Below are 25,526 nucleotides of genomic sequence, written 5' to 3'. Positions count from 1 at the left end.
CTACCCGCCCGCCCTTTTCACCACCTCCACGCGCGACGACCGCGTGGGGCCCGTGCATGCGCGCAAGATGCACGCGAAGCTGCTCGCGCAGGGGCACGACAGCAGCTTCTACGAGAACATGGAAGGCGGCCACAGCGCCGCCGCGGACAACAAGGCGTCCGCCTTCATGGATGCGCTCGGCTACGCCTACCTCTGGCACCACATCGGGAGACCGACATGAACAGCAGCACCGGGACAACCACCCTCGAACTGATCGGCGCGCCGACCGACATCGGCGCCAGCGTGCGCGGCGCGGGCATGGGCCCGGACGCGCTGCGCGTGGCCGGCCTGGCCGAGGCGCTGGCGGGCCAGGGCTTCACGGTGCTCGACCGCGGCAACCTCGCGGGCCCGGCCACGCCATGGGCGCCGCCGGCCAACGGGCTGCGCCACCTCACCGAGGTGATCGCATGGAACCGCTCGGTCTACGCCGCCGTCGACACCGCGCTGGGCGCCGGCCACGTGCCGGTGATGCTGGGCGGCGACCACTGCCTGGCGATCGGCTCCATCAGCGCCGTGGCCTGGCATGCGCGAAAACGCGGCAAGAAGCTGCGCGTGCTGTGGCTGGATGCGCACTCCGATGTCAACACCGAGACCACGAGCCCCAGCGGCAACCTGCACGGCATGCCGGTGTCGTGCCTGCTGGGCCACGGGCCGGCGGACCTCACGGGCTGGAGCGGCGAGCCCGCGGCGCTGGCGCACGACGCCATCCGCTTCATCGGCATCCGCAGCGTCGACGCCGACGAGAAGGAAGCGATCCGCACGCTGGGACTGCACGTGTTCGACATGCGCCACATCGACGAGAACGGCATGCGCACCACCATGACCGAGGCGCTGCAGGACGTGGACGAAGACACCCACCTGCACGTGAGCTTCGACCTCGATTGCCTCGACCCGGCCGACGCACCCGGCGTGGGCACGGGCGTGCGCGGCGGGCCGACCTACCGCGAGATGCAGCTGTGCATGGAAATGATCGCCGACACGGGCCGGCTCGGCTCGGTCGACGTGGTGGAACTCAACCCCGCGCTCGACGTGCGCAACCAGACGGCCGAGGTGGCGGTGGAGCTGATCGAGAGCCTGTTCGGCAAGTCGACGCTGGTGCGCTGAGCGCGAAGCCTGGTCAGCCGCGGTTGGGCGACGGCGCCACCGGGAAGGTGGTGGCGGCGGGGCGCGTGGCGGGCTTCGGTGCGTCCTCAGCATCGGCCGGCATGTCGGGGCCGCCGCCCTGCAGGAAGCGCTCGACCAGAGTGAAGAAGCGGTCGTAGAAACGCTCGTCGGTGAGCGTCTGGCTCGCCACCTTGACCATCGCTTCGTTGCTGCCGCCGAAGGGCAGCGAGAGCGAGCCGATGGCGCCCACGCCCAGGCTGGCCGAGTTGCTGCCCTTCTTCAGGCCGTAGCGGTCTTGCAGCGCGGTCGCGAAGGCCACTGTGCTGCGGCCGACGCCCCCTTCGCGCGCGCAGACCACGCGGAACTCGACCTCGACGTGCGTTTCGGCCGCGGGCTGGAAGCTCTTGCGCGCGGTCACGAGGTCGGCGTTGGCGGCCGTGACCATGTAGCCCTGGCTCAGCAGCGCACGGCGCGCCGCCTCGCAGGTCTGCGCCTCGCTGGCGGCGTAGTTGCGCGTGTGGGTGGTGGTGGAGTCGAAGTCTTCGGGCTCGTAGGCCTGCCCAGTGCCGAAGCTGCCGCAGCCGGCCAGCAACAGGGCCGACAGCAGGCTCGGGAACAGAAACGCCGGCACGCGGGCCGGCGAAGAGAAGAAGGCAGCAGAAGAGGTGGGGGGCATGGCAGGGCGGGAAGGACACCGGATGCTAACCAACCGGCGGCTTCGCTTCGAGCCCCCGGCGGGCCGGGGGTTCCCGAAAGGCCCTGAAAGCCCCAGCGCCGACTTCAGGGGTACAGACCGCGTTCCTGGCGTGCCATCAGGATGCGCTCGCAGGCGACCGCGTAGGTGGCGGTGCGCAGCGGGATCTTGTGCTTGTCGGCCGTGTCCCAGATCTGGTTGAGCGCGTTCATCATGATGCGATCGAGGCGCACGTTGATCTCGTCCTCGTCCCAGAAGAAGGACGAGAAGTCCTGCACCCATTCGAAGTACGAAACCGTCACGCCGCCGGCGTTGCAGATCACGTCGGGCACGACCAGCACGCCGCGCTCGGCCAGGATGTCGTCCGCCTCGGGCACCGTCGGGCCGTTGGCGCCTTCGAGCACCAGCTTGGCGGTGGTCTTCTTGGCGCGTTCGGCCGTGAGCTGACCTTCGAGGGCGGCCGGGATCAGGATGTCGCAGGTCACGTCCCAGAAGTCTTCGTTCGGCACGATGTCGCCGCCGGCCTTGAAGCCGACCACGCCGTCGGTGCGCGAGATGGGCACCAGCTGGGCCAGGTCCAGGCCGTTGGTGTTCACGATGGTGCCGGTGTGGTCCTGCACCGCGACGATCTTGGCGCCGGCTTCGACGAAGAGTTCGGCCGCGACCGAGCCCACGTTGCCGAAGCCCTGCACCGCGATGCGCGCGCCGCGCAGGTCCATGCCCAGGCGGCGGGCCGCTTCACGGCCGGTGACGAACACGCCGCGGCCGGTGGCCTTCACGCGGCCCAGCGATCCGCCCAGGTGCAGCGGCTTGCCCGTGACCACGCCGGTGGCGGTGCCGCCGACGTTCATCGAGTAGGTGTCCATCATCCACGCCATGATCTGCGCGTTGGTGTTCACGTCAGGCGCGGGGATGTCGGTGTGCGGGCCGATGATGATGCCGATCTCGCTGGTGTAGCGGCGCGTGACCTTCTCGAGTTCTTGCAGTGACAGCTTCTTCGGGTCGACGCGGATGCCGCCCTTGGCACCGCCGTACGGCAGGTTCACGGCCGCGGTCTTGATGGTCATCCAGGCCGACAGCGCCATCACTTCTTCCAGCGTGACGTCGGGGTGGAAGCGCACGCCGCCCTTGCCTGGGCCGCGGCTCATGTTGTGCTGCACGCGGTAGCCCTCGAAGTGGGCGATGGTGCCGTTGTCCATCTCGATCGGCACGTCGACGATCAGCGCGCGCTTGGGGCGCTTGAGGGTTTCGACCCAGCGCGCCAGCGGGCCGAGGTACGGCACGACGCGATCGACCTGCGACAAGTAGGTGCCCCAGGGGCTGTTGGCCGTCGGATTGACGAAGGAGAGTTTCTCGTTCATGGAAGATTCCCTTGGTTGGAATGGATGGGCGCAACGATATTCCGACTGAGGGCCGCGCGCCATGGCTTATGCATGCCGCGATGGCGGTTATGCAAGAGAAGTTGGAAGGCCCCTTGCGGCCCCTCTCGGCGCGGCCCGATGCAGGTGGATACGCACATGACAAAACCGTCATCCAGACGTTATCGGTCGCGTGGATGCGCTTCGTACAGTCGTTCTCACCAACCAAGCAACCACCTCAAGGAGTGAACGAACATGAAGCTGTCTGCCACCACCCGCCTTCTGAACACCGCGGCCGTCGCCGCCCTGCTGGGCCTCGTGGCCGCGCCGAGCTTTGCCGGCAACTACGCCGAAGGCGACCCGCGTCCCGCGCCCTTCGCGTCGTCGACGACGCGCGCCGCCGTGACGGCCGATGCCCAGCAGTGGCTGAAGACCGCGCCCACCCAGGGCTACAACGAGAACATGGGCCAGGAGCCGGTCGTGGTCTCGGCCAACAGCCGCGCCGCCGTGGCCGCCGACACGCAGCTGTGGATCCGCTCGGGCCTGGCCGCGCAGCAGTCGGGCGAAGCCGGCGCCGACACGTCGCGCCCCGGCTACCGCGAAGCCCAGGCTGCCTACACCAAGCTGCGCGAAGGCCCGGCCTACGGCGCGCTGGTCGACCAGCTCTCGGGCCGCCAGGCTGCCGCACCGGGCTCGACCACGGTGCGTTGAATGCGCTAACCCACGGCTTTCGGTAGTTCAAACGACTGCGAAAGGGTAGTCCAACGGCATTTCCTTGGTTCTATCTCCTATGGCCGTGGCAAATAGGCCGCATTTCTTGCAGTCGATCGATGTGTGCGCCGGATAATCCTCGAATGCTTGATCTGGACCGCATCGATCTGCGCCTGCTGAAGATCCTTCAGGAAGACGGCCGCATCACCAACCTCAAGCTGGCGGAGGCGGTCGCGCTGTCCCCCACCGCCGTGCTGGCGCGCGTGCAGCGCCTCACGCGCGACGGCTTCATCCTGGGCTACGAGGCCCGCCTCGACCCCTACAAGCTGGGTCGCGGCTTCACCGTGTTCGTCGAGGTGCTGCTCGACCGCACCACCGCCAACGTCTTCGACCAGTTCAAGGCCGCCGTGCAGGTGCGCGACGAGATCATGGAATGCCACATGGTCGCCGGCGGCTTCGACTACCTCCTCAAGACCCGCATGGCCGACATGGCCGCCTACCGCGAGTTCGCGGGCACGGTGCTGTGGCAGCTGCCCGGGGTGCGCGAGACGCGCACGTATGCGGTGATGGAAGAGGTCAAGAGCAGCGCGCGCTTGCCGCTGGGGGTCTGACTGTTGCAGCCCGAGGGCTGCAACGTCAGTACCTATTGAAACATTTTTGTTGCTTACCCAGAATGCTCCGCCATATCAACACAACGGAGCGAGGGAATGTTCAAACGCATTGGATCGGCGGTCGTCCTGGTTGCAACCTTGTTGCTGGGCGCCTGCGTGGGCCCGGTACCGAAGATCGACGCGCCGCTCGAACGGTTGGTGGAAATCAAGTCGATTGCCGTGGTCAAGGTGCCGGAGCCCAAGACCTACACGGTGTTCAACATGGGCCATCCCGGCATGGCCTTCGGCCTGATCGGCGGCCTGGTTGCGGCGGCTGACCAGTCCAGCAAGCAGGACACGCTGTCGGCGGCCTACAAGGCACAGGGCACGGCGATCAACACCCTGCTGGTGAAGCAGCTCGCCACGCGCCTCGAGGCACAGGGCTATGCCGTCACCGAACAGGACGCGCCGTGGGTGGAAGCCAATGGCGGCTACACGCTCGCGTTCGACAAGCTCGAAAGCCCCGCGGACGCGATCCTCGTGGTGTCCCCCACGATGGTCGGCTTCGTCTCGCCGCCTCGGGTGGGCGTCTACCTGCCGACGATCACCTCGGTCGTGGTCCTGCTGGGCAAGGACAAGACGAAGCCGATCTACCGCGGCTACCACTCGGCCGGCTGGAAGCCTCTCGCCGAAGGGTGGCGCAACACGGAAGCGAAGACGACCTTTCCCGACTTCGCCGCACTGATGGCGGACACCAAGGCCAGCGCCAGCCGCCTTGAGAAGAGCGCCTCGGACATCGCCGATTCGGTGGCCCAGGATCTGAAGCGCGTCCAGAAGACAGCCGCCGCCCCCTGACCTGCCTATGCGGGCGCCTTCACCCGCCCGCCGAAGATCGCCGTGCCGACCCGCACCATCGTGCTGCCGGCGCTGACCGCCGCCTCGAGGTCGCCGCTCATGCCCAGCGACAGCGTGTCCAGCGCGATGCCCGCCGCACGGATCGCCTCGAACACCGCATGGGCGCGCAGGCACAGTTCGCGCTGCGCCGCGAAATCGGGCGCGGGTTCGGGGATCGCCATGAGCCCGCGCAGCGTCAGCTGTGGCAAGACCGCCACAGCGCGCGCGAGCGCCAAGGCTTCTTCCGGCGGCACGCCGGACTTGTTCGCGCCTCCGTCCACGTTGACCTGCAGGCACACCTGCAGCGGCGGCAGGTGGGCCGGGCGCTGGGCCGACAGGCGCTCGGCGATCTTCAGGCGGTCGATGCTGTGGACCCAGTCGAACTGCTCGGCCACGGGCCGCGTCTTGTTGCTCTGCAGAGGGCCGATGCAGTGCCATTCGAGCCCCGCGCGCAGGTCGGTCAGCGCGGCGATCTTGTCCAGGCCCTCCTGCACGTAGTTCTCGCCGAAGGCCGCCTGGCCGGCCGCGTGCGCCTCGCGCACGGCCTGCGGCCCGAAGGTCTTGGACACCGCCAGCAGGCGCACCGCCGCCGGGTCGCGCCCGGCCTGCGCACAGGCCTGGTCGATCCGGGCCCTTACTTGCTGGAGATCGTCGCCAATCATCGTCATAATCTTCCGAATTCGTATCAAAACGTCACTAAAGCCTGCCTGAGGAGCCCCGTGGACATCACCCAACTGCTGGCGTTCAGCGTCAAGAACAAAGCCTCCGACCTGCATCTGTCGGCCGGCCTGCCGCCGATGATCCGCGTGAACGGCGACGTGCGCCGCATCAACGTCGATGCGCTGGACCACAAGGCCGTGCATGCCATGGTGTACGACATCATGAGCGACACGCACCGCAAGCACTACGAAGAGTTCCTGGAGGTCGACTTCTCGTTCGAGATCGACGGCCTCGCGCGCTTCCGTGTGAACGCCTTCAACCAGGCGCGCGGTGCGGCCGCGGTGTTCCGGACCATTCCCTCGAAGATCCTCACACTCGAGCAGCTCAACGCGCCGAAGATTTTCGGCGAACTCGCGCTCAAGCCGCGCGGGCTGGTTCTGGTGACGGGCCCCACGGGCTCGGGCAAGTCGACCACGCTGGCGGCGATGGTGAACTACCTCAACGAGAACGAGTACGGCCACATCCTCACGGTGGAAGACCCGATCGAGTTCGTGCACGAATCCAAGAAGTGCCTGATCAATCAGCGCGAAGTGGGGCCGATGACGCTGTCGTTCGCCAACGCACTGCGCTCCGCCCTGCGCGAAGACCCCGACGCCATCCTGGTGGGCGAATTGCGCGACCTCGAAACCATTCGCCTCGCGATGACCGCGGCCGAAACCGGCCACCTGGTGTTTGGCACGCTGCACACCTCGTCGGCCGCCAAGACCATCGACCGGATCATCGACGTGTTCCCGGGCGAAGAAAAAGAAATGATCCGCGCGATGCTGTCCGAATCTTTGCAGGCCGTGATCTCGCAGACGCTGTGCAAGACCAAGGACGGCCAGGGCCGCGTGGCGGCGCACGAGATCATGCTGGGCACGCCGGCCATCCGCAACCTGATCCGCGAGGCCAAGGTCGCGCAGATGTACTCCACCATCCAGACCGGCCAGGGCTCGGGCATGCAGACGCTCGACCAGAACCTGACAGAGCTGGTGCGCCGCAATACGATCTCTGCCGCCGAAGCGCGCGGCAAGGCCAAGATCCCAGAAAACTTCCCCGGCTGATTCGAACAGCCACCCGGAGCACAGACATCATGGAACGCGATCAAGCCAGCCAGTTCATCAACGACCTGCTCAAGCTCATGGTGAGCCGCAACGGCAGTGACCTGTTCATCACCGCCGACTTCCCGCCGGCCATCAAGGTCGACGGCAAGGTCACCAAGGTGTCGCAGCAGGCGCTGGGCGCGCAGCACACGCTGGCGCTCACGCGCTCGATCATGAACGACCGCCAGACGGCCGAGTTCGAGCGCACCAAAGAGTGCAACTTCGCGATCTCGCCGACCGGCATCGGGCGCTTTCGCGTCAACGCCTTCGTGCAGCAGGGCAAGGTCGGCATGGTGCTGCGGACCATTCCCGCCAAGCTGCCGACCATCGATGGCCTGGGCATGCCGCAGGTGCTCAAGGACGTGGCGATGACCAAGCGCGGCCTCACCATCCTGGTGGGCGCCACGGGCTCGGGCAAGTCGACCACACTGGCCGCGATGATCGACTGGCGCAACGAGAACTCCTACGGCCACATCGTCACGGTGGAAGACCCGGTCGAGTTCGTGCACCCGCACAAGAACTGCGTGGTGACGCAGCGCGAAGTGGGCATCGACACCGACAGCTGGGAAGCGGCGCTGAAGAACACGCTGCGCCAGGCGCCCGACGTGATCCTGATGGGCGAAATCCGCGACCGCGAGACCATGGAACATGCCGTGGCCTTCGCCGAAACCGGCCACCTGTGCATGGCCACGCTGCACGCCAACAGCGCCAACCAGGCGCTGGACCGCATCATCAACTTCTTCCCCGAAGAGCGCCGCGCGCAGCTGCTGATGGACCTGTCGCTGAACCTGCGTTCGCTGGTGTCGCAGCGGCTGGTGCCCACCGAAGACGGCCAGGGCCGCGTGGCCGCCGTCGAGATCCTGCTGAACACGCCGCTGATCTCCGACCTGATCTTCAAGGGCGAGGTGGGCGAGATCAAGGAGATCATGAAGAAGAGCCGCAACCTGGGCATGCAGACCTTCGACCAGGCGCTGTTCGACCTGTTCGAGGGCAACGCGATCAACTTCGAAGAGGCGATCCGCAACGCCGACTCGGCCAACGACCTGCGCCTGCAGATCAAGCTCAACAGCCAGCGCGCGCGCAGCACCGACCTGGCGGCCGGCACCGAGCACTTCGCGATCGTCTGAGGCCGCCCCGCCGGCGCCCCGCGGTGCGCCGGCCTTGTTTCTTTCTTTGGCTTTAAGCTGTCGGCCATGAGCAGCATCAACCCCCGCACCTACGAATCCGTTCCCGCCCAGACGGTGGCCTTTCTCGGCCTCGGCGTCATGGGCGGGCCCATGGCCGGGCACCTGGCCAAGGCCGGCCACACGGTCACGGTCTACAACCGCACGCCCGCCAAGTCGCAGGCCTGGGTCGCCGAGTTCGGCGCCCCCGGCCGCCACGCCCCCACGCCGCGCGAAGCCGCGGCTGGCGCGGACATCGTGTTCTGCTGCGTCGGCAACGACGACGACCTGCGCTCGGTGGTGCTGGGCGACGACGGCGCGCTGGCCGGCATGAAGCCCGGCGCCGTGCTCGTGGACCACACCACGGCCTCGGCCGACGTGGCGCGCGAGCTGTCGAAGGCGGCGCTCGCGCGCGGCCTTCACTTCATCGACGCGCCCGTGTCGGGCGGCCAGGCGGGCGCGCAGAACGGCGCACTCACCGTCATGTGCGGCGGCGACGAGGCCGTGTTCGAGCGCATCAAGCCGGTGGCGATGGCCTTCTCCCGCGCGGTCACGCTGCTAGGCGAGAGCGGTGCGGGCCAGCTCGCCAAGATGGTGAACCAGATCGCCATCGCGGGGCTGGTGCAGGGCCTGTCGGAAGCCATCGCCTTCGGCCAGCGCGCCGGCCTGGACATGGAAGCCGTGCTCGGCGTCATCAGCAAGGGCGCGGCCCAGAGCTGGCAGATGGAGAACCGCGGCAAGACCATGATCGCCGGCAAGTTCGACTACGGCTTTGCCGTCGACTGGATGCGCAAGGACCTGGGCCTGGTGCTCGACGAAGCCAAGCGCAACGGCGCGCGCGTGCCGGTGACGGCGCTGGTCGACCAGTTCTATGCCGACGTGCAGCAGGCCGGCGGCAGGCGATGGGACACCTCGAGCCTGATCATCAGGCTCAAATGAAAAAAGCCCGCGGAAGCGGGCTTTTTGGTTTCAGCGGACCGGCGAGGTCGTTGCACCACCGGCCGGCGCGGGCAGCGGCTCCATCGGCGGCAACGGCACACGCGAACCCGAGGCAGCACCCGGCGTCGATGGCGTCGCATTGCTCACCGGTGCGGGGCCCGTGCCGCCGCGCTGCGCGGCGGACTGGTTGGCCGCCTGGCTCGCGGCCAGGTCGGCCTCGCTCACCACCTCGACCACGCGCACGACCTTCGCCACGCCCGTCACGCCGCGCGTGATCTCGGTGGCGCGGTCGGTCTCGCGGCGCGTGGCGATGCCCATCAGGTAGACCGTGCTGCGCTCGGTCACGACCTTGAAGGAGTTGGCGAAGATGTCCTTGGCGTCGAGCAGCGAGGCCTTCACCTTGCCGGTGATGTACAGGTCGTTCGAACGGTCCTGGAAGGTGCTCGGGGCGCCGATGGTGAGCTCGTTCACCACCGAGCGCACGTTGACCACGCGGCTCACCTCGTCCTCGACGCGACGGCGGTCGGCGTCGTTGCCGACGGCGCCGGTCAGCAGCACCTGGCGGTTGAAGCTGGTGACGCTCACGTACATGTTGTCGTTGGCGATGTCGCGCACGCGGGCCGCGGCGCGCAGCTCGATGCCCTGGTCGTCGAGCTGCGCGCCCGAGCTGCGGCGGTCGGTCGCCACCATGCCCACGCCCACCACCGCGGCGCCGCCCACGACGAGCGGCACGCAGGCGGACAGTCCGGCCACCAGGGCGGCGCCCAGGGTGAGCGCCAGGGCGAAACGTTGGGTCGAGGCCTTGGTCAGGGTCGTCATGGTCATGAGGAAACTTCCTGTTCTCCGAGTAACTGGGCATCCACGCCGTCGCACAGGCAATGCAGCGCGAGCAGGTGGATTTCGTGAATGCGCGCCGCACGCTCGTGCGGCACGCTGATCTGTACATCGGTTTCGCGCAGCGCGCGGCCGATGGCGCCGCCGGTGCCGCCGACGCCGGGCGCCGCGGTGGCCAGCCCCGTGGCGGCGTTGCCGAGCAGCGCCACCACCGTCATGTCGCGCTCATGCGCGGAAAGCACGGCGGCCAGCACCGCGGACGACTGCCCGCTGGCGCTGAGCACCAGCAGCACGTCGCCGGCCTGGCCGAGCGCGCGCACCTGGCGCGCGAAGCGGTCGGCATCGGCGGCCTGCGGGCTGTCGGCCGCCGGGTCGGTGGTGTCGCCGGGCAGCGCGATGGCGCCCAGCTCGGGCCGCTCGCGTTCGAAGCGGCCCACGAAGTTCGATGCGAACTGCGCGGCCAGCAGGCCCGACACGCCGGCCCCGCAGGCCAGCACCTTGCCGCCGCTGGTCACGCAGGCCAGCAGGGCCTGCATCGCTTGAGAGATGGGTTTGCTGAGGACCGGGCCGGTCTGGTATTTGAGGTCGGCACTGTCAATGAAGTGCTGCTGAATCCGTTGCTCGAGCATGGGGCGCGATGATAACTGGGGGTCGTGAAACAAGACGTTTGAGTGGTGGAGCCTTCAGCAAGGCTTCAGTTCCCTGGCGAGTGCGTCAGCCGGCGTCGAAGGCGGCTTTCAGCCAGGTGATTTTCTCCTCGATCAGCACCACATCGAAACGGCAAGGCGGCAGCGACCGCAACCGGCCCAAATAGTGCCGCGCGGCCAGCACGATGCGCCGCTGCTTGCCCGCCGTGATGCTGCCACCCGCGCCGCCGTGCGAGGCCGCGCTGCGCTGGCGCACCTCGACGAACACCAGCGTGCCGTCGCGCGGATCGCGCATGATCAGGTCGACCTCGCCGCCGCCGCGCCCCGGCGTTCGATAATTGCGCGCGACCGGCACGAGGCCGGCCTGGCGCAGGTGGTCGAGCGCGGCGTCTTCCGCCGCATCGCCGCGATGCTTCGTGGTCGTGGTGCTTGTCGTCATGGCTCCCTGCCCTGTTCTTGTTTTCGCTGCCCTACGGAGAAACCTCTTGGCTTCACTCGCCCCTGCTTCCTTCGGCGCGGCCCTGCCGGCCGCGCTCGACGCCGCGGGCGCGCAGCATTATCCGCAGGGCACGCTGTACATCGTCGCCACGCCGATCGGCAACCTGGCCGACATCACGCTGCGCGCGCTGCATGTGCTGCAGCTGGTGGACGCCGTGGCCTGCGAGGACACGCGCCACACGCAAAGCCTGCTGCGCGCCTACGGCATCGACCGCCCCGGCGCGCGGCTGCTCGCGGTGCACCAGCACAACGAGGCCGAGGCCGCGCAAGCGGTGGTCGCGCGGCTCGCGCAGGGCGAGCGCATCGCCTACGTGAGTGACGCCGGCACGCCCGGCGTGAGCGACCCCGGCGCGCGCCTGGCCGCCGCCGTGCGCGCGGCCGGCCAGCGCGTGCTGCCGCTGCCGGGCGCCAGCAGCGTCGTCACGCTGGTGAGCGCGGCCGGGCTCGTGGCCGACGGCGGCGAGAGCAGCCACGCGCACAACAGCAGCGCCTTCGTGTTCGCGGGTTTCCTGCCGAGCAAGGCCGGCGAGCGCGACACCGCCGTGCAGGCCCTCGCGCAGGAGCCGCGCGCCGTGGTGTTGCTCGAAGCGCCGCACCGCATCGAAACCCTGGCCCGCGCCCTTGCCGTGCTGGGCGAGCGCCGCATCACCGTCGGCCGCGAGCTCACCAAGCAGTTCGAAGAGATCGCCACCGTGGCCGCCAGCGCGCTGCCCGACTGGTTCGGCGCCGACCGCGACCGCACGCGTGGCGAGTTCGCGCTGGTACTGCATCCCGTGGCGGTGAGCGGCGACGGCGGCGCGGAAGGCGAGCGCGTGCTGCGCCTGCTGCTGGCGGAACTGCCCGTGAAGACGGCCGTCAAGCTGGCCGCCGAGATCAGCGGTGCGCCGCGCAACACGCTGTACGAGCTGGCGCTGCGCATCCGCAACGAAGCTGGCGACGACTAGCCTCAGCCGTCCAGCTCGGCATAGCGCCGAAAGATCCCGTCCTCGTTGAACGCAATGCGGCGCGGGCTGCGCAGGTAGTCGTGCACGCGCTGGCGTCGCCGGATGTTCGCGTGCAGCTTCACGACCGCGGGCGTGGCGGCGAGCGCTCGCGCGGTGGCCTTCGGAAAAGCGTACTGCAGGCCGTCCACCAACTGGAACAGCGACAGGTCGGCATAGGTCAACACGTCGCCGACCAGGTGCAGGTCGCCGGAAGGGTTGCGCTGCAGCACCTGCTCGAACCAGTTCAGGAATTTCGGAATGCGCGCTTCGCGGAAGGCGCGCGCACGCTGCAGGGCCGCGTCGCGCTGGTCTTCGTAGTAGTCGCCGGTCGAGATCGGGTGATGGGTGTCGTGCGCCTCGGCCACCGCGTCGGCGATGGTGAGTTGCAGCTGATGCGTCCACAGGCCGTCGGATTCGCCGATGCCGGCCAGCCCGAGCTTGGGGCCGAGGTACAGCAGGATCGCGGCGGTCTGGCCGACCACGATGTCGCCGTCGACAAGGAACGGCGGTGCGAACGCGGCGCGCGGGTTGCCGGGGTCGCCGAGCCGGCGGCCCAGCGCGGACTCGCCGCCGCCTTGCGAGGCGGGCAGCCGCGCGACATCGACGTAGTCGGCGCCCGCTGCTTCGAGTGCGAGCCGCACGAACTCGCCACGGCCCTGGATCGTGGGCCAGTAATGAAGTTGGTATGCCATGCGGCCATGGTGTCAGGGCCGACGGGGCGCTGCAACCGATGACCGGCTGCGAGGGATGTCAGATCAGGCAGCGAAGGCGCGCGGCCGGTTCACCAGAACTTCCACCACGGACGCGGTGGCTGGCGCAGGGCGAGGGGGCGGGTGTCCAGGTCGGCGCTCTGGCTCGGCGGAATCGAATCGCCGAAGCGGCGGCGCATCTCGGCCTCCAGGGCATGTGCGATGCCGCGGGCCTGTTTCTCGCCGCGCAGCGCGCGCCGACGCCATTCGGCGGCGTGTGCTGCGAGGCTGGTTTCGTCCAGTTCGGAGAGCTCCATCATGCGGGGAATTTTTACATGCGTGCGTCCGGGTGACAGGGTGCAACGGCGTGTCACGGCCCGGTCGCGCGGATCTCCGGATCGGCCTTGTCTTGCAAGGCCGCGCCGGGTCGGGGAAGAAGTGAAAAAACCGGAAGCCCTTGCGGAATTTCCGGTCTTGAAGGTGGTCCCGCCGCCAGGAATCGAACCTGGATCTCAGCCTTCGGAGGGCCGAATTCTATCCGTTGAAATACAGCGAGAGGGGTGCTCCGGAATGCACCGGAGCCACACATTATGGCCTATCAGGCCGCGGTGGTTTCCGCGTCGTGCGCCGTCGGGACGCCACCGGCCGGCGTGCGCGAGAAACCGAGCCCGGCCAGGTAGACGCGGAAGGTGCGCCGGCCGGTCGACACGAGGTCGAAGGCCGTGGGGTCGAGCAGCCAGTTCTGGATCAGCCCGCCCATCAGGGCGTGCATGCCCTGCGCCGCGACCGCACCCGGCAACGGCAGCCGGATGCGGGCGCGCCGCGCGGCCAGCCGCAGGGCCTTTTCGAAATCGACCACGCAGGCGTTGCGCGCGTCCAGGTGGCGCTGCTGCACCGAGGCCATGTCGTGCGTGTACTCGACCTTGTGGGTCGCGATGTCGAACACGCGCCGCACCTGCGGGTCGGCGACCATGAGCGTCAGCGCATGGATCAGGCCTTCCTCGATCTCGACCAGCGGGTCATCGCCGGGGATGTCGCTCTTGGGCGGCGTCTCCAGCGGCAGGATCACGCGCTCCATCATGGCGTTGAACAGATCGGCCTTGTCCTTGAAGTGCCAGTAGATGGCGCCCCGGGTCGCGCCGGCCTGCTGCGCGATCTGCTGCAGCGTGGTCTGCGAAACACCTTGCGCCTGAAACAGCAGTTCCGCGGCATCGAGCAATCGATTCCGCGTCGCCAGTGCTTCTTCCTTCGTACGACGTGCCACCAAGTCTCCTGATTTGTAAAGCGAACGCCCTTTGCGTATCGTGGGGCCATTGCATGGCTGTCACTATACATCCATGAATGTATGTAAACTAGCGCGCTTCTCGGATGGCCCACCTGCCCGTGCTGGTTTACGGATCTCTCCCGCAAACGCGCCATCTCCCGTCTTCGCATCAAAGGAATCACATGCCTCTTCTGCATGTCTCGCGTCAACCGTCCTTGTCGTTTTCGCCGCGTCTCGCGACCGTGGCCCTCGTCTCCCTCCTGTTCCTGGCCGCCTGCGGCAAGGGCGAGGCCCCGGCCGGACCGGGCGGCGGTGGCGGTGGTGCCCGTCCGGCGCCTGAAGTCGGCGTGGTGACGGTCAAGCCCACCGACGTGGGCCTCGTGACCGAGCTGCCCGGCCGCCTCGAAGCCTCGCGCATCGCCCAGGTGCGCGCCCGCACCCCCGGCATCCTGCTCAAGCGCGAGTTCCGCGAAGGCAGCGACGTGAAGGCCGGCCAGCTGCTGTTCCGCATCGACCCGGCACCGCTGGTGGCTGCCACGCAGAACGCCCAGGCCGCCCTGGCCCGCGCCGAAGCCAACGCCGTGCAGGCCAAGGCACTGGCCGACCGCTACAAGCCGCTGGTCGAAGCCAACGCCGTGAGCAAGCAGGAATACGCGACGGCCGTGGCCTCCGCCAAGACGGCCGACGCCGACGTGGCCGCCAACCGCGCGCTGCTGCAGACCGCCAAGATCAACCAGGGCTACGCCGATGTCACCTCGCCCATCGCAGGCCGCATCGGCCGCGCGCTGGTCACCGAAGGCGCACTGGTCGGCCAGGGCGACGCCACCGAGCTGGCCGTGGTGCAGCAGATCAACCCGCTGTACGTGAACTTCACGCAGTCGGCCTCCGACGTGCTCAAGCTGCGCCGCGCCGTGGCCGCCGGCCAGTACAAGCGTGCCAGCGGCGAAGAAGCCGCGAGCATCCGCGTGGTGCTCGAAGACGGCACCGACTACGGGCAAGACGGCAAGCTGCTGTTCTCCGACCTCACGGTCGACCCGACCACGGGCCAGGTCACGCTGCGCGCCGAGATCCCGAACCCCAAGGGCGAGCTGCTGCCCGGCCTGTACGTGCGCGTGAAGCTCGAGCAGGCCCAGGTGACGAACGCGATCACGGTGCCGCAACAGGCCGTCACGCGCACCCAGCAGGGCGACCACGTGACGGTGGTCAGCGCCGACGGCAAGTTGAGCCAGCGCACCGTGAAGATCAGCGCCGCCAAGGACAACCAGTGGGTGGTGCTCGACGGCCTGAAGGCCGGCGAACAGGTGATGGTCGATGGCTTCCAGCGCCTGCAGATGATGCCGCCCGGCACGCCCGTGAAGGCGGTGCCGTGGCAGAAGCCGACGCCGAACGGCGCGGCTGCACCCGCGGCACCGGCAGCGTCTGCTGCCGCAGCGGCACCCGCCGCCAGCCCGGCTTCGGCCCCGGCTGACAAGAAGTAATCAGGAGCGCCTCGCATGGCCAAATTCTTTATCGACCGACCTATCTTCGCGTGGGTGATCGCACTGTTCATCATCGTGGTGGGCGGCGTTGCCATCACGCAGTTGCCGATCTCGCAGTACCCGCCGGTGGCCCCGCCGGCCATCGTGATCAACGTCGCCTACCCCGGTGCCTCCGCGCAGACCCTCGAGGACAGCGTGCTGTCCGTGATCGAGCGCGAGATGAACGGCTCGCCCGGCCTGATCTACATGGAATCGGTGGCCCAGGCCGACGGCACCGGCGCCATCACCATCAGCTTCGAGGCCGGCACCAACGAAGACCTCGCGCAGGTGGACGTGCAGAACCGGCTCTCGCGCGCCACGCCGCGGCTGCCTTCGGCCGTGACGCAGCAGGGCGTGCGCGTGGACAAGTCGCGCAACAACTTCCTGCTGTTCGCGATGCTGTCCTCGGACAACCCCGACTTCGACCCGGTGGCGCTCGGTGACTACGCCGCGCGCAACATCGTGCCGGAACTGCAGCGGATCGACGGCGTGGGCCAGGCCCAGCTGTTCGGCTCCGAGAACGCGATGCGCATCTGGATCGACCCGGCGAAGCTGCAAGGCTTCAACCTGTCGGCCAACGACGTCAATGCCGCGATCCGCGCGCAGAACGCCCAGGTGGCGTCGGGCACACTCGGCGACCTGCCGAACATCCCCGGCCAGGCGATCTCCGCCACCGTGACGGTGAACGGCCAGCTCAACAGCGTCGAGCAGTTCCAGAACATCGTGCTGCGCGCCAACACCGACGGCTCGACCGTGCGCCTGAAGGACGTGGCGCGCGTCGAACTCGGCGGCCAGAACTACGCCACCTCCGCGCGCCTGAACGGCGTGCCCGCGGTCGGTATCGGCGTGCAGCCCACGCCCACCGGCAACGCGCTGAAGTCGGCCAAGGCCGTGCGCGCCAAGATGACCGAGCTGGAGCGCTACTTCCCCAAGGGCGTGAAGTGGGACATTCCTTATGACAGCTCGCGCTTCGTGCAGATCTCGATCTCCGAAGTGGTGAAGACGCTGTTCGAAGCCATCGCGCTGGTGTTCCTGGTGATGTTCCTGTTCCTGCAGAACTGGCGCTACACGATCATCCCGACCATCGTGGTGCCGATCGCGCTGCTGGGCACCTTCGCCACGCTGCTCGCCTTGGGCTTCTCGATCAACGTGCTCACCATGTTCGGCATGGTGCTGGTGATCGGTATCGTGGTGGACGACGCCATCGTGGTGGTGGAGAACGTCGAGCGCATCATGAGCGAAGAGGGGCTGTCGCCGCTCGACGCCACGCGCAAGGCGATGCAGCAGATCTCGGGCGCCATCATCGGCGTGACCGTGGTGCTGATCTCGGTGTTCGTGCCGCTGGCCTTCTTCGCGGGTTCGACCGGCAACATCTACCGCCAGTTCTCGGCGGTGATGGTGGCCTCGATCGGCTTCTCGGCCTTCATGGCGCTGTCGCTCACGCCGGCGCTGTGCGCCACGCTGCTCAAGCCGGTGGAAGCCGGCCACCACCATGAGAAGCGCGGCTTCTTCGGCTGGTTCAACCGCGGCTTCTCGCGCACGGCCAAGGGCTACGAAGGCGTGGTCGCGCGCATCCTGCGCCGCGCCGCACGCTACCTCGTGATCTACGCCGCGATCATCGGCGCCGTCGCGTACTTCTACACGCACCTGCCGAGCTCGTTCCTGCCCGAGGAAGACCAGGGCAACATCATCGTGAACGTGCAGCTGCCCCCGGGCGCGACGCAGGAGCGTTCGCTGTCGGTGATGCAGCAGGTCGAAGGCTTCATCCTGAAGCAGCCTGAAGTGCAGAGCATCGTGAGCGTGATGGGCTTCAGCTTCTCCGGCCAGGGCCAGAACGCGGGCCTCGCCTTCGTGACGCTGAAGGACTGGGAAGAACGCAAGGACCCGGCCAACTCGGCCAGTGCGCTGGCCGGCCGTGCCTTCGGTGCGCTGTCGGGCATCCGCGACGCCTTCATCTACCCGCTGAGCCCGCCGCCGATTCCCGAACTGGGCAACGCCAGCGGCTTCAGCTTCCGCTTGCAAGACCGCGCGGGCGCAGGCCACGAGGCGCTGATCAACGCGCGCAATCAGCTGCTGGGCATGGCCTCGCAGAGCAAGATCCTCGCGCAGGTGCGCCCCGACGGCCTGGAAGACGCGCCGCAACTGGAGATCGACATCGACCGCGACAAGGCCAACGCCCTGGGCGTGAGCTTCGACGCGATCAACAGCGCGCTGTCGACCTCGCTGGGTTCGAGCTACATCAACGACTTCCCGAACCGCGGCCGCCTGCAGCGCGTGGTGGTGCAGGCCGATGCGCCGGCACGGATGCAGCCGGACGACCTGCTGCGCCTGAACGCCGTCAACACCAAGGGCCAACCGGTGCCGCTGTCGGCTTTCGCGACCACCAAGTGGGTCTCGGGCGCCACGCAGACCGTGCGCTACAACGGCTACCCCGCCATCCGCATCAGCGGCGACGCGGCGCCGGGCCAGAGCACGGGCGCGGCCATGGCCGAGATGGAAAAGCTCGCCGGCCAGCTGCCGCAAGGCTTCGGCTTCGAGTGGACCGGCCAGTCGCGTGAAGAGAAGCTCGCCGGCTCGCAGGCCATGATCCTGTACGGCTTCGCGATCCTGGCGGTGTTCCTCTGCCTGGCCGCGCTGTACGAGAGCTGGTCGATCCCGCTGTCGGTGATCCTGGTGGTGCCGCTGGGCGTGCTGGGCGTGCTGGTGGCGACGATGCTGCGCGCCTATTCCAACGACGTGTACTTCCAGGTGGGCCTGATCACCATCATCGGCTTGTCGGCGAAGAACGCGATCCTGATCATCGAGTTCGCGAAAGACCTGCAGGCGCAGGGCCGCGGCGTGGTCGAGGCCGCGCTCGAGGCCGCGCACCTGCGGTTCCGTCCCATCATCATGACCTCGCTGGCCTTCGGCCTGGGCGTGCTGCCGCTGGTCCTTGCTTCGGGCGCAGGCTCGGCGAGCCAGCGCGCCATCGGCACCGGCGTGCTCGGCGGCATGGTGACCGGCACGGTCCTGGCCGTGATCTTCGTGCCGGTGTTCTTCGTGGTGGTGCGCACGCTGTTCAAGGGCAGCGCGCGCCAGCACGAGGCCGACAAGCGGCATGCGGCAGCTGCCGGCATCACGGGAGATACCACACACCATGACTAAGAAACCTCTGATCCCTACCGTGCTGGCAGCAGCGATGCTGCTGGCGGGCTGCTCGCTGATCCCGACCTACGAGCGCCCCGCGGCGCCGGTGCCGACGACCTACCCGGGTGACCCGGCGCAGCCGTCGGGTCCCGCTGCGGCCGCCCTGCCCTGGCAGGACTTCTTCACCGACCCGCGCCTGACGGGCCTGATCCAGACGGCGCTGGCGAACAACCGCGACCTGCGCGTGTCGGTGCTCAACATCGAGCAGGCGCGTGCGCAGTTCCAGATCGAACGCTCGGCGCTGTTCCCGGCACTCGGCCTCACGGGCACGGGCTCGCGCTCGAGCCCCAACGCCTACCAGGCGATCGATCCCAGCCAGGGCAGCGTGGCCTCGCAGTACGCAGTCAACTTCGGCTTCACCGCGTGGGAGCTCGACTTCTTCGGCCGCATCCGCGCGCTGAAGGACCAGGCGCTGTCGCAGTACCTGGCCACCGAAGAGTCGCGCAAGGCCGCGCAGATCAGCCTGATCGCGGCCGTGGCCAGCGGCTGGCTCACGCTGCTGGCCGACGACGAGCTGCTCGAGATCACGCGCCAGACCATGGTCACGCGCGACGAATCGGTGCGCCTGACCAAGCTGCGCTTCGACAACGGCGTGTCGTCCGAGATCGACTTCCAGGCCGCGAACTCGCAGGCCGAGACCGCGCGCGCCGCCTATGCGCAGCAGCAGCGCGCCCGCCTGCAGGACGAGAACGCACTCGCCCTGCTGCTGGGCGCACCGGTGCCGGCCGAGGCCACCGCCGGCGGCACCAAGGGACTCGCGGGCATCCGCCCGATGCCCGACGTGCCGGCCGGCCTGCCCTCCGACCTGCTGACCGAGCGGCCCGACATCCGCGCGGCCGAGCAGCAGCTGATCGCGGCCAACGCCAACATCGGCGCAGCGCGTGCGAACTTCTTCCCGCGCGTGTCGCTCACGAGCTCGATCGGCACCGCGAGCAGCGAGTTCTCGAACCTGTTCGACCGCGGCACCAAGGCCTGGAGCTTCGCGCCCACGGTCACGCTGCCGATCTTCGACGCGGGCCGCAACATCGCGGGACTCAACTCGGCCAAGGCCGGGCGCGAGATCGCGGTGGCGCAGTACGAGAAGTCGGTCCAGACCGCCTTCCGCGAAGTGGCCGACGCGCTCGCGGGCCGCGCCACGCTGGGCGAGCAGGCGCGCGCGCAGACCGCGCAGGCCGACGCCGAGGCGGTGCGCTACAAGCTCTCCGACCTGCGCTATCGCAACGGCATCGCCAGCGCGCTCGACCTGCTCGACGCACAGCGTTCGCTGTTCACGGCGCAGCAATCGGCCGTGGCCACGCGCCTGCTGCAGCTGCAGAACCAGGTCACGCTGTACAAGACGCTGGGTGGCGGCTGGGCCACACGCAACAACGGTTGAGACACCTGCGCGTCCGATATGGAGAGGTCAATTGCCCGCGCGGGCAAAGGGCCTCTCTATAATCGCCGGTTGGTTAGAAAAAGCCCCCGACGAGCCCCCCGTTATTGAGGACGCCATGAGCGCAGACCCGCACAACCAGGCCACAGAAGAAGCCCATACCGGCCCGATCAAGAACCCGAAGCAACTGCTGCTCGCGGTATTTTTCTCTTTCATCATTCCGATCCTGATCATCGTGGGCCTCGTGTCCTATGTGGTCTCGGGCACCAAGCCCGCCGGTACCGCGGAGGGCGACAACATGGCGCTCTACGGCGTGACCAAGGAATCGCGCGACCGTGAAGTGGCCGAACGCCTCAAGAAGGTCGGCTCCATCGAGATCCGTGACGCCAACCGGCCGCTGGCCGCTGGCGATGCCGTGTTCAAGGCCCAGTGCGTGGCCTGCCACGGCGCACCCGGCATCCCCGGCGCCCCGCACCTGAACGACGCCGCAGCCTGGGGCCCGCGCATCGGCCAGGGTTACGCGACGCTGCTCGAGCACGCGCTCAAGGGCAAGGGCGCCATGCCCGCCCAGGGCGGCGGCGACTTCGAAGACATCGAAATCGGCCGTGCCGTGGTGTACCTGGCCAACGCCGGTGGCGCCAAGTTCCCGGTGCCGGACCGTCCGGCAGCGGCCGCCGCGCCGGCCGAAGGGGCATCGGCTGCGGCCAGCGCGCCTGCCAAGTAAGCGATCGACGGCGCCTCGCGCCCATGAAAAAACCGGCTCTCAGGCCGGTTTTTTTACGTCCGGACGATCCGGATTGCTATCTTTTCAGTAGCTATACAGCCACGCCTGCATGGCGTTCTACCGGGCTCAGCACATGGCCGAAGCGCCCCGGCAGGTCGGCCGCGCGCACCGGCTCCGGCGTCCAGACGCCCTGCTCCACGGCCTCGGCGGCGATGCCCACGTCCTGCGTGTGCACCAGCCCGAGCCCCGCCGGGGCCACGAGATAGAGCCGGCCTTCTTCGTCGAGCAGGCAGCCCGACACCTCGGCCGGCACGCCCGTGTGGGCCGTGACTGTGAACGCGTTCGCGCCCTGCTGCGCCACGCGCCACACCAGCGGCGCCGCCTCCAGCTCGACATACACGCGCTGCGGCCCGTTCTGGAAGAACCACTGGCCGTCGGCGTCGTGCTCGTAGTTGCGGTGGATGAAGTCGATCAGCTTGTCGTGCCGCAGCATCGAGCCCTTGGCGCTGCGAAACGGGCCCTGCGCCTGCGTGCGGTCGTCGCGCATGTACCAGTTGCCGCGCGCGTCCAGACCCAGCCAGCCGTAGCAGTGCGGCACGTTCGGCCACTTGGCCAATGCCTGTTTGACGATGTCATCCATGGGCCGTATTTTGCGCCCGCGTCGACGAGAGGTGGTGGGCCAGCCACCCTCCTACGCGCTCGGGCATTCCGCCCACGTGCCCCGGCGGCAGGCCAAGCGGAAAGCCCACGTGGCCGCCACCCGCGGGCTGCCACAGCGTGACGTGCGACCCGACCTCGCTGGGCCCCGGCAGGCTGCGGGCCGGAATGAAGGGGTCGTTGCGCGCGTTCACCACCAGCGCGGGCACGCGGATCGCGCCCAGCAGCGGCTTGGACGAGCCGCGCGCCCAGTAGTCGTCGGTGTTGCGAAAGCCGTGCAGCGGGGCCGTGAACACGTCGTCGAAGTCGTAGAGATCGCGCGCCGCCATCAGCCGGTCGCGGTCGAACAGACCCGGGAACTGCGCCAGCTTGGCCAGCGCCTTGGGCTTCATCGTCGCGAGGAACATGCGCGTGTAGACCAGCCGGTTGAAACCGCGCCCGATCGCCTCGCCGCCCGCCGCCAGGTCGAGCGGTGCGCACACCGACGCCACCGCGTCGACCGAGGCCCGCGCGCTCTCGCCGGCCTCGCAGGCCCAGCGCAGCAGCGCATTGCCGCCCAGCGAGACGCCGGCCGCCAGCACCGGCCCGCCGCCGCCCTGCACCACGTGCTGCGCGTGCATGCGCCGCAGGATCCAGTCGATCTCCTCGTGGTCGCCCGAGTGGTAGGCGCGCGGCGCGAGGTTCAGCTCGCCGCTGCAGCCGCGAAAGTGCGGCACCGCGAAGGCCATGCCACGCGACGCAGCGAAAGCCGCGAAGGCCTCGGCGTAGTGACTGCGCGACGAGCCCTCGAGCCCGTGGAACAGCACCAGCAGCGGCCGGGGGCCGGGCTGCGGCGCATCGACGAAGTCGACGTCGATGAAGTCGCCGTCCGGCGCGGTCCAGCGCTCGCGGCGGTACACCGGCGCGGGCCCGTCGAAGCGGCGCGCGCACAGCGCGGCCCAGATGGTCTGCAGGTTGCCGCCGGGCAGCCAGCGCGGGGCGTCGTAGCCCATCGCATCGTGCGCGGCGGGCGACGCGGAATTCGGTGAGAAAGAGGAAGAAGGAAAGGGAGAGGCCATCGCTCGAAGCAGGACTCAGTGCAGGACCTGCGGCGGATCGTTCGCGTCGTCGGGCTCGCGCGCGCTGCCCGGGCTCGCGTGGTGCGCCACCATGCGCCAGCCCTGCGCGGTCTTGTGATACACGTTGGTGGCCAGCACGAAGGCATGGCGCGGCCCCTCGGCCGTGAGCACCTCGATGCGCTCCAGCACGTTGTGCACGGCGCTCGCCAGCGACTCGATCTTGCGCACGCGCGCCGGCGTCGCATGGATGGCGCCGTTGGCGAACATCTGCTCGAAGGCCGCGCGGATCGCCACCGCGCCCACCAGCCGCGGGCCGCCCGGGTGGACGCAGAACACCTCGTCCTCGTCGGCCCAGCAGGCCATCAGCGCATCGACATCGCCGCGTTGCAGCGCTTCATAGAAGGCGGCCTCGACATCGTCGGCAGTGCCGCCGATGGCCGCGGCGGCGCGGAAAGGGGTCTTGGGCATGGCGGTGAAGGGCGAGAGCGAAGGGGGTAGGCCGGATTTTGCCCTGCCCATGTCACGGCCATGTGGCAGCAGGCGACCCGGCCGTGGGTGCTTCGGGGGTGGACGCCGGAATCAGCCACGCGCGCGCCGCCGCCTCGGTGGCGCCCTGCGCGGCCTGCCACACCATCTCGGGCGCGGCCACGTGCACGCCGGGCGGCGCCACGCGCAGCGCGAGGTCGACCAGCTCGGCCATCTTGGGCGCACGCACCGGCTGCTCGTTGGCCGGCACCATGAACCGCATGATCGACAGCATCCAGGCGGCCAACCGCTCGCCGAGGTTGGCCAGGCGCACGTCGGCCGGCTTGCGCGCCGAGCGCAGCAGGATCACGCGCTCGAAGCCGCAGGCGACCACGGCCTGCTCGTCGAGGCTGGCCAGCCCGCGCTTGAGCGCCTCGGGCAGCCGGCCGCGGTCGTGCGGCTGCACGATGGCCAGCGTGCGCACGCCGCTGGCGCGCAGCCAGCGCGCCAGTTCGGGCAGGTCGGCGGGCTCGGGGTGCCACAGCGCGCGTTCGCGGCCGTGGTACAGGCGCGGCGGGTCGAAGGCGACCACCGCCACGTCGGCCGCGACCGGCGGCCACTGCGCGATCGGCAACGCCGGGCACAGAACCGTCTCGACGCCGGGCAGCCCGTCGTGCATGGGCTCGCGCGCCAGCACACGCGTGCGCTGGAAGCGGTGGCGGCCCGCGAGCCGGTGCAGCAGCTCCTGGCCCAACGCGCCGGTCGCACCCGCGATCAGCAGCGTGCCGGCGGGCGGCGCGGCCGCCGGTGGGACCGCGCGGTTCGCGGCCTGCAGGGCGTGGAGGGGATCGAGGGCCATGACCCCATCTATGCTAACTTCGGCCTCCTTCTGCGGAGGTAATGCAAATGATGATGAAGCGCTGGTTCCTGATTCTCGCGGCCGTCCTGTCCCTCAGCGGATGCGGCTACAACCAGTTCCAGTCCCTCGACGAGGCCAGCAAGTCGGCCTGGAGCGAGGTCCTCAACCAGTACCAGCGGCGTGCCGACCTCGTGCCGAACATCGTCGCCACCGTGAAGGGCGAAGCCAGCTTCGAGCAGGACACGCTCACCAAGGTGATCGAGGCACGCGCCAAGGCCACCTCGATCCAGGTGACGCCCGAGACGCTCAACAACCCCGAGGCCTTCAACAAGTTCCAGCAGGCGCAGGGCGAGCTGTCGTCGGCACTGTCGCGGCTCATGGTGGTGGCCGAGCGCTACCCCGACCTCAAGGCCAACCAGGCCTTCCGCGACCTGCGCGTGACGCTCGAAGGCACCGAGAACCGCATCACCGTGGCACGCAACCGCTACATCGAGAGCGTGCAGGAGTACAACGTGCTCGCGCGCAGCTTCCCGACCAACCTCACGGCCATGGTCTTCAGCTACAAGCCGAAGGCGAATTTCTCGGTGCAGAACGAAGCCCAGATCTCGACGCCGCCCACGGTCGACTTCAGCACCCCCAAGAAGTAAGAAGCGGCGCCGATGGCCGCAGCCCTGATCCGCCGCGCACTGGCAGCGATCTTCATCGCGGCCCTCGCATGGGCCGGCCTGCCCGCGCTGGCGCAGGGCCTGCTGCCGATCCCCACGCTCACGGCGCGCGTGATCGACCAGACCGGCACGCTCGACGCCGCGCAGCGCTCGGGCCTCGAGACCAAGCTCGCGGCCTTCGAGCAGCGCAAGGGCTCGCAGATCGTGGTGCTGATGGTGCCGACCACGGCGCCCGAAGACATCGCGAGCTACGCGCAGCGCGTGGGCGACGCCTGGAAGATCGGCCGCAAGGGCGTGGGCGACGGCCTCCTGGTCATCGTCGCCAAGGACGATCGCAAGATGCGCATCGCCACCGCCAAGACGCTCGAAGGCGCGGTGCCCGACCTCGCAGCGGTGCGCATCATCGACGAGGAGATGAAGCCGCGCTTTCGCAACAACGACTTCGCGGGCGGCCTGAACGCGGCGGTGGACCGGCTCATCGGCCTGGTCGACGGCGAGCCGCTGCCCGAGCCTTCGCGCAGCAATAGCGGAGGCAGCAGCAGCGATGGCTTCGACTGGGAGAACCTCGCAATCTTCCTGTTCGTCGGCGTCTTCGTCGGCGCGCCGATCGCGCGCGCCATCCTGGGCAAGACGATGGGCTCGGTCGCCATGGGCGGCGGCATCGGCGTGGTCGCGTTCTTCCTCACGACCAGCACCGTGATCGCGGTGATCGCCGGGCTGATCGCGCTCATGGTCTCGCTGTTCTCGGGCCTTGCCGGCTTCGGCCCCGGTCGTGGCGGCCGAGGCGGTGGCGGCGGTGGCGGCGGGGGTGGCT

The 25,526-nt window shown here is 68.9% G+C and carries 28 protein-coding genes and 1 tRNA gene; 15 read left to right on the top strand and 14 right to left on the bottom strand.

Annotation, left to right across the window (positions count from 1 at the left end):
- Nucleotides 1-220: prolyl oligopeptidase family serine peptidase (locus tag AC3WQR_RS29310; RefSeq protein ID WP_492745466.1), on the top strand; the 220-nt coding region annotated here is incomplete at its 5' end.
- On the top strand, nucleotides 217-1,143 hold the full coding sequence (gene rocF / locus AC3WQR_RS29305) for an arginase (RefSeq protein ID WP_062478437.1): 927 nt from the start codon (nucleotides 217-219) through the stop codon (nucleotides 1,141-1,143). The genes AC3WQR_RS29310 and rocF, both read left to right, overlap by 4 nt.
- A gap of 13 nt (nucleotides 1,144-1,156) precedes the next feature.
- On the opposite strand, the gene AC3WQR_RS29300 is transcribed toward rocF, so the two are convergent.
- Nucleotides 1,157-1,819 (bottom strand): DUF2242 domain-containing protein, encoded by a 663-nt coding sequence (locus tag AC3WQR_RS29300; RefSeq protein WP_492745463.1) that lies wholly within the window; start codon nucleotides 1,817-1,819, stop codon nucleotides 1,157-1,159.
- Nucleotides 1,820-1,923: 104 nt separating this feature from the next.
- Nucleotides 1,924-3,198, bottom strand: coding sequence for a Glu/Leu/Phe/Val family dehydrogenase (locus AC3WQR_RS29295; RefSeq protein ID WP_492687258.1), 1,275 nt, complete (start codon nucleotides 3,196-3,198; stop codon nucleotides 1,924-1,926).
- Between the two features lie 252 nt (nucleotides 3,199-3,450).
- Here AC3WQR_RS29295 and AC3WQR_RS29290 point away from each other — a divergent pair, with 252 nt between their 5' ends.
- From AC3WQR_RS29290 to AC3WQR_RS29280, 3 genes are all read left to right on the top strand, one after another.
- Nucleotides 3,451-3,906, top strand: coding sequence for a hypothetical protein (locus AC3WQR_RS29290; protein ID WP_492745461.1), 456 nt, complete (start codon nucleotides 3,451-3,453; stop codon nucleotides 3,904-3,906).
- Between the two features lie 143 nt (nucleotides 3,907-4,049).
- Nucleotides 4,050-4,517 carry an Lrp/AsnC ligand binding domain-containing protein gene (locus tag AC3WQR_RS29285; protein WP_062478450.1) on the top strand — a complete coding sequence of 156 codons (468 nt, stop codon included), beginning with the start codon at nucleotides 4,050-4,052 and terminating at the stop codon, nucleotides 4,515-4,517.
- A gap of 96 nt (nucleotides 4,518-4,613) precedes the next feature.
- Entirely contained in the window at nucleotides 4,614-5,351 is a 738-nt protein-coding gene (locus tag AC3WQR_RS29280) for a hypothetical protein (protein ID WP_307588150.1), read from the top strand.
- Between the two features lie 5 nt (nucleotides 5,352-5,356).
- Here the strand turns inward: AC3WQR_RS29280 and AC3WQR_RS29275 are convergent, their stop codons facing one another.
- A complete protein-coding gene (locus AC3WQR_RS29275; RefSeq protein WP_492745458.1) occupies nucleotides 5,357-6,058 on the bottom strand; it encodes a YggS family pyridoxal phosphate-dependent enzyme in 702 nt (233 codons plus the stop codon).
- A 51-nt stretch (nucleotides 6,059-6,109) separates the two neighbouring features.
- On the opposite strand from AC3WQR_RS29275, the gene AC3WQR_RS29270 reads away from it, so the two are divergent.
- The 3 genes from AC3WQR_RS29270 (at nucleotide 6,110) to AC3WQR_RS29260 (ending at nucleotide 9,294) form a co-directional block, all read left to right on the top strand.
- On the top strand, nucleotides 6,110-7,153 hold the full coding sequence (locus AC3WQR_RS29270; protein ID WP_062482334.1) for a type IV pilus twitching motility protein PilT: 1,044 nt from the start codon (nucleotides 6,110-6,112) through the stop codon (nucleotides 7,151-7,153).
- Between the two features lie 29 nt (nucleotides 7,154-7,182).
- Entirely contained in the window at nucleotides 7,183-8,319 is a 1,137-nt protein-coding gene (locus AC3WQR_RS29265) for a PilT/PilU family type 4a pilus ATPase (protein WP_062482331.1), read from the top strand.
- Between the two features lie 66 nt (nucleotides 8,320-8,385).
- Complete coding sequence (locus tag AC3WQR_RS29260; RefSeq protein WP_492737022.1) at nucleotides 8,386-9,294, top strand: NAD(P)-dependent oxidoreductase; 909 nt, start codon at nucleotides 8,386-8,388, stop codon at nucleotides 9,292-9,294.
- Nucleotides 9,295-9,324: 30 nt separating this feature from the next.
- Here AC3WQR_RS29260 and AC3WQR_RS29255 read toward each other — a convergent pair whose 3' ends face one another.
- From AC3WQR_RS29255 to AC3WQR_RS29245, 3 genes are all read right to left on the bottom strand, one after another.
- On the bottom strand, nucleotides 9,325-10,119 hold the full coding sequence (locus AC3WQR_RS29255) for a BON domain-containing protein (protein WP_062482325.1): 795 nt from the start codon (nucleotides 10,117-10,119) through the stop codon (nucleotides 9,325-9,327).
- Nucleotides 10,116-10,757 carry an SIS domain-containing protein gene (locus AC3WQR_RS29250; protein ID WP_062482322.1) on the bottom strand — a complete coding sequence of 214 codons (642 nt, stop codon included), beginning with the start codon at nucleotides 10,755-10,757 and terminating at the stop codon, nucleotides 10,116-10,118. Before AC3WQR_RS29250 ends, AC3WQR_RS29255 begins: the two co-directional genes overlap by 4 nt.
- Before the next feature lie 85 nt (nucleotides 10,758-10,842).
- Nucleotides 10,843-11,214 carry a YraN family protein gene (locus tag AC3WQR_RS29245; RefSeq protein ID WP_070063810.1) on the bottom strand — a complete coding sequence of 124 codons (372 nt, stop codon included), beginning with the start codon at nucleotides 11,212-11,214 and terminating at the stop codon, nucleotides 10,843-10,845.
- Nucleotides 11,215-11,260: 46 nt separating this feature from the next.
- On the opposite strand from AC3WQR_RS29245, the gene rsmI reads away from it, so the two are divergent.
- Entirely contained in the window at nucleotides 11,261-12,217 is a 957-nt protein-coding gene (gene rsmI, locus AC3WQR_RS29240; RefSeq protein ID WP_492745456.1) for a 16S rRNA (cytidine(1402)-2'-O)-methyltransferase, read from the top strand.
- A gap of 2 nt (nucleotides 12,218-12,219) precedes the next feature.
- On the opposite strand, the gene AC3WQR_RS29235 is transcribed toward rsmI, so the two are convergent.
- From AC3WQR_RS29235 to AC3WQR_RS29220, 4 genes are all read right to left on the bottom strand, one after another.
- Complete coding sequence (locus tag AC3WQR_RS29235; RefSeq protein WP_492745454.1) at nucleotides 12,220-12,948, bottom strand: glutathione S-transferase; 729 nt, start codon at nucleotides 12,946-12,948, stop codon at nucleotides 12,220-12,222.
- Between the two features lie 89 nt (nucleotides 12,949-13,037).
- The gene (locus AC3WQR_RS29230) at nucleotides 13,038-13,265 is read right to left on the bottom strand and encodes a hypothetical protein (protein ID WP_062481748.1); all 228 of its coding nucleotides are present in this window, start codon (nucleotides 13,263-13,265) and stop codon (nucleotides 13,038-13,040) included.
- A 161-nt stretch (nucleotides 13,266-13,426) separates the two neighbouring features.
- Nucleotides 13,427-13,501, bottom strand: a tRNA-Arg gene (locus tag AC3WQR_RS29225).
- A 42-nt stretch (nucleotides 13,502-13,543) separates the two neighbouring features.
- Entirely contained in the window at nucleotides 13,544-14,212 is a 669-nt protein-coding gene (locus tag AC3WQR_RS29220) for a TetR family transcriptional regulator (protein ID WP_139705040.1), read from the bottom strand.
- A gap of 179 nt (nucleotides 14,213-14,391) precedes the next feature.
- Here AC3WQR_RS29220 and AC3WQR_RS29215 point away from each other — a divergent pair, with 179 nt between their 5' ends.
- The 4 genes from AC3WQR_RS29215 to AC3WQR_RS29200 all read left to right on the top strand — a co-directional run bounded on the left by AC3WQR_RS29215 (nucleotide 14,392) and on the right by AC3WQR_RS29200 (nucleotide 21,008).
- Nucleotides 14,392-15,687, top strand: coding sequence for an efflux RND transporter periplasmic adaptor subunit (locus AC3WQR_RS29215; RefSeq protein WP_062481754.1), 1,296 nt, complete (start codon nucleotides 14,392-14,394; stop codon nucleotides 15,685-15,687).
- A 15-nt stretch (nucleotides 15,688-15,702) separates the two neighbouring features.
- The gene (locus AC3WQR_RS29210; RefSeq protein ID WP_070063807.1) at nucleotides 15,703-18,870 is read left to right on the top strand and encodes an efflux RND transporter permease subunit; all 3,168 of its coding nucleotides are present in this window, start codon (nucleotides 15,703-15,705) and stop codon (nucleotides 18,868-18,870) included.
- On the top strand, nucleotides 18,863-20,287 hold the full coding sequence (locus AC3WQR_RS29205; protein WP_492745450.1) for an efflux transporter outer membrane subunit: 1,425 nt from the start codon (nucleotides 18,863-18,865) through the stop codon (nucleotides 20,285-20,287). Before AC3WQR_RS29210 ends, AC3WQR_RS29205 begins: the two co-directional genes overlap by 8 nt.
- A 115-nt stretch (nucleotides 20,288-20,402) precedes the next feature.
- Complete coding sequence (locus AC3WQR_RS29200; RefSeq protein ID WP_062481762.1) at nucleotides 20,403-21,008, top strand: c-type cytochrome; 606 nt, start codon at nucleotides 20,403-20,405, stop codon at nucleotides 21,006-21,008.
- A 91-nt stretch (nucleotides 21,009-21,099) separates the two neighbouring features.
- On the opposite strand, the gene AC3WQR_RS29195 is transcribed toward AC3WQR_RS29200, so the two are convergent.
- The 4 genes from AC3WQR_RS29195 to AC3WQR_RS29180 form a co-directional block, all read right to left on the bottom strand.
- The gene (locus AC3WQR_RS29195) at nucleotides 21,100-21,648 is read right to left on the bottom strand and encodes a DUF2946 family protein (RefSeq protein ID WP_492745448.1); all 549 of its coding nucleotides are present in this window, start codon (nucleotides 21,646-21,648) and stop codon (nucleotides 21,100-21,102) included.
- Entirely contained in the window at nucleotides 21,641-22,657 is a 1,017-nt protein-coding gene (locus AC3WQR_RS29190; RefSeq protein WP_492745447.1) for a YheT family hydrolase, read from the bottom strand. The genes AC3WQR_RS29195 and AC3WQR_RS29190 overlap by 8 nt, the downstream gene beginning before the upstream one ends.
- 81 nt (nucleotides 22,658-22,738) lie before the next feature.
- The gene (locus AC3WQR_RS29185) at nucleotides 22,739-23,191 is read right to left on the bottom strand and encodes a YybH family protein (RefSeq protein WP_062481770.1); all 453 of its coding nucleotides are present in this window, start codon (nucleotides 23,189-23,191) and stop codon (nucleotides 22,739-22,741) included.
- 52 nt (nucleotides 23,192-23,243) lie between these two features.
- Nucleotides 23,244-24,047, bottom strand: coding sequence for a hypothetical protein (locus tag AC3WQR_RS29180; protein WP_492745445.1), 804 nt, complete (start codon nucleotides 24,045-24,047; stop codon nucleotides 23,244-23,246).
- Between the two features lie 47 nt (nucleotides 24,048-24,094).
- Between AC3WQR_RS29180 and AC3WQR_RS29175 the strand changes: the two genes are divergently transcribed.
- Both AC3WQR_RS29175 and AC3WQR_RS29170 read left to right on the top strand, forming a co-directional pair.
- Nucleotides 24,095-24,694, top strand: coding sequence for a LemA family protein (locus tag AC3WQR_RS29175; protein ID WP_172438430.1), 600 nt, complete (start codon nucleotides 24,095-24,097; stop codon nucleotides 24,692-24,694).
- Nucleotides 24,695-24,706: 12 nt separating this feature from the next.
- The coding region (locus AC3WQR_RS29170) for a TPM domain-containing protein (protein WP_492745443.1) at nucleotides 24,707-25,526 on the top strand (820 nt) is incomplete at its 3' end.

Source organism: Variovorax sp. FW305-3-2-15-B-LB1 (assembly GCF_058787635.1).
This window is presented reverse-complemented; position numbering and strand designations above follow the sequence as displayed.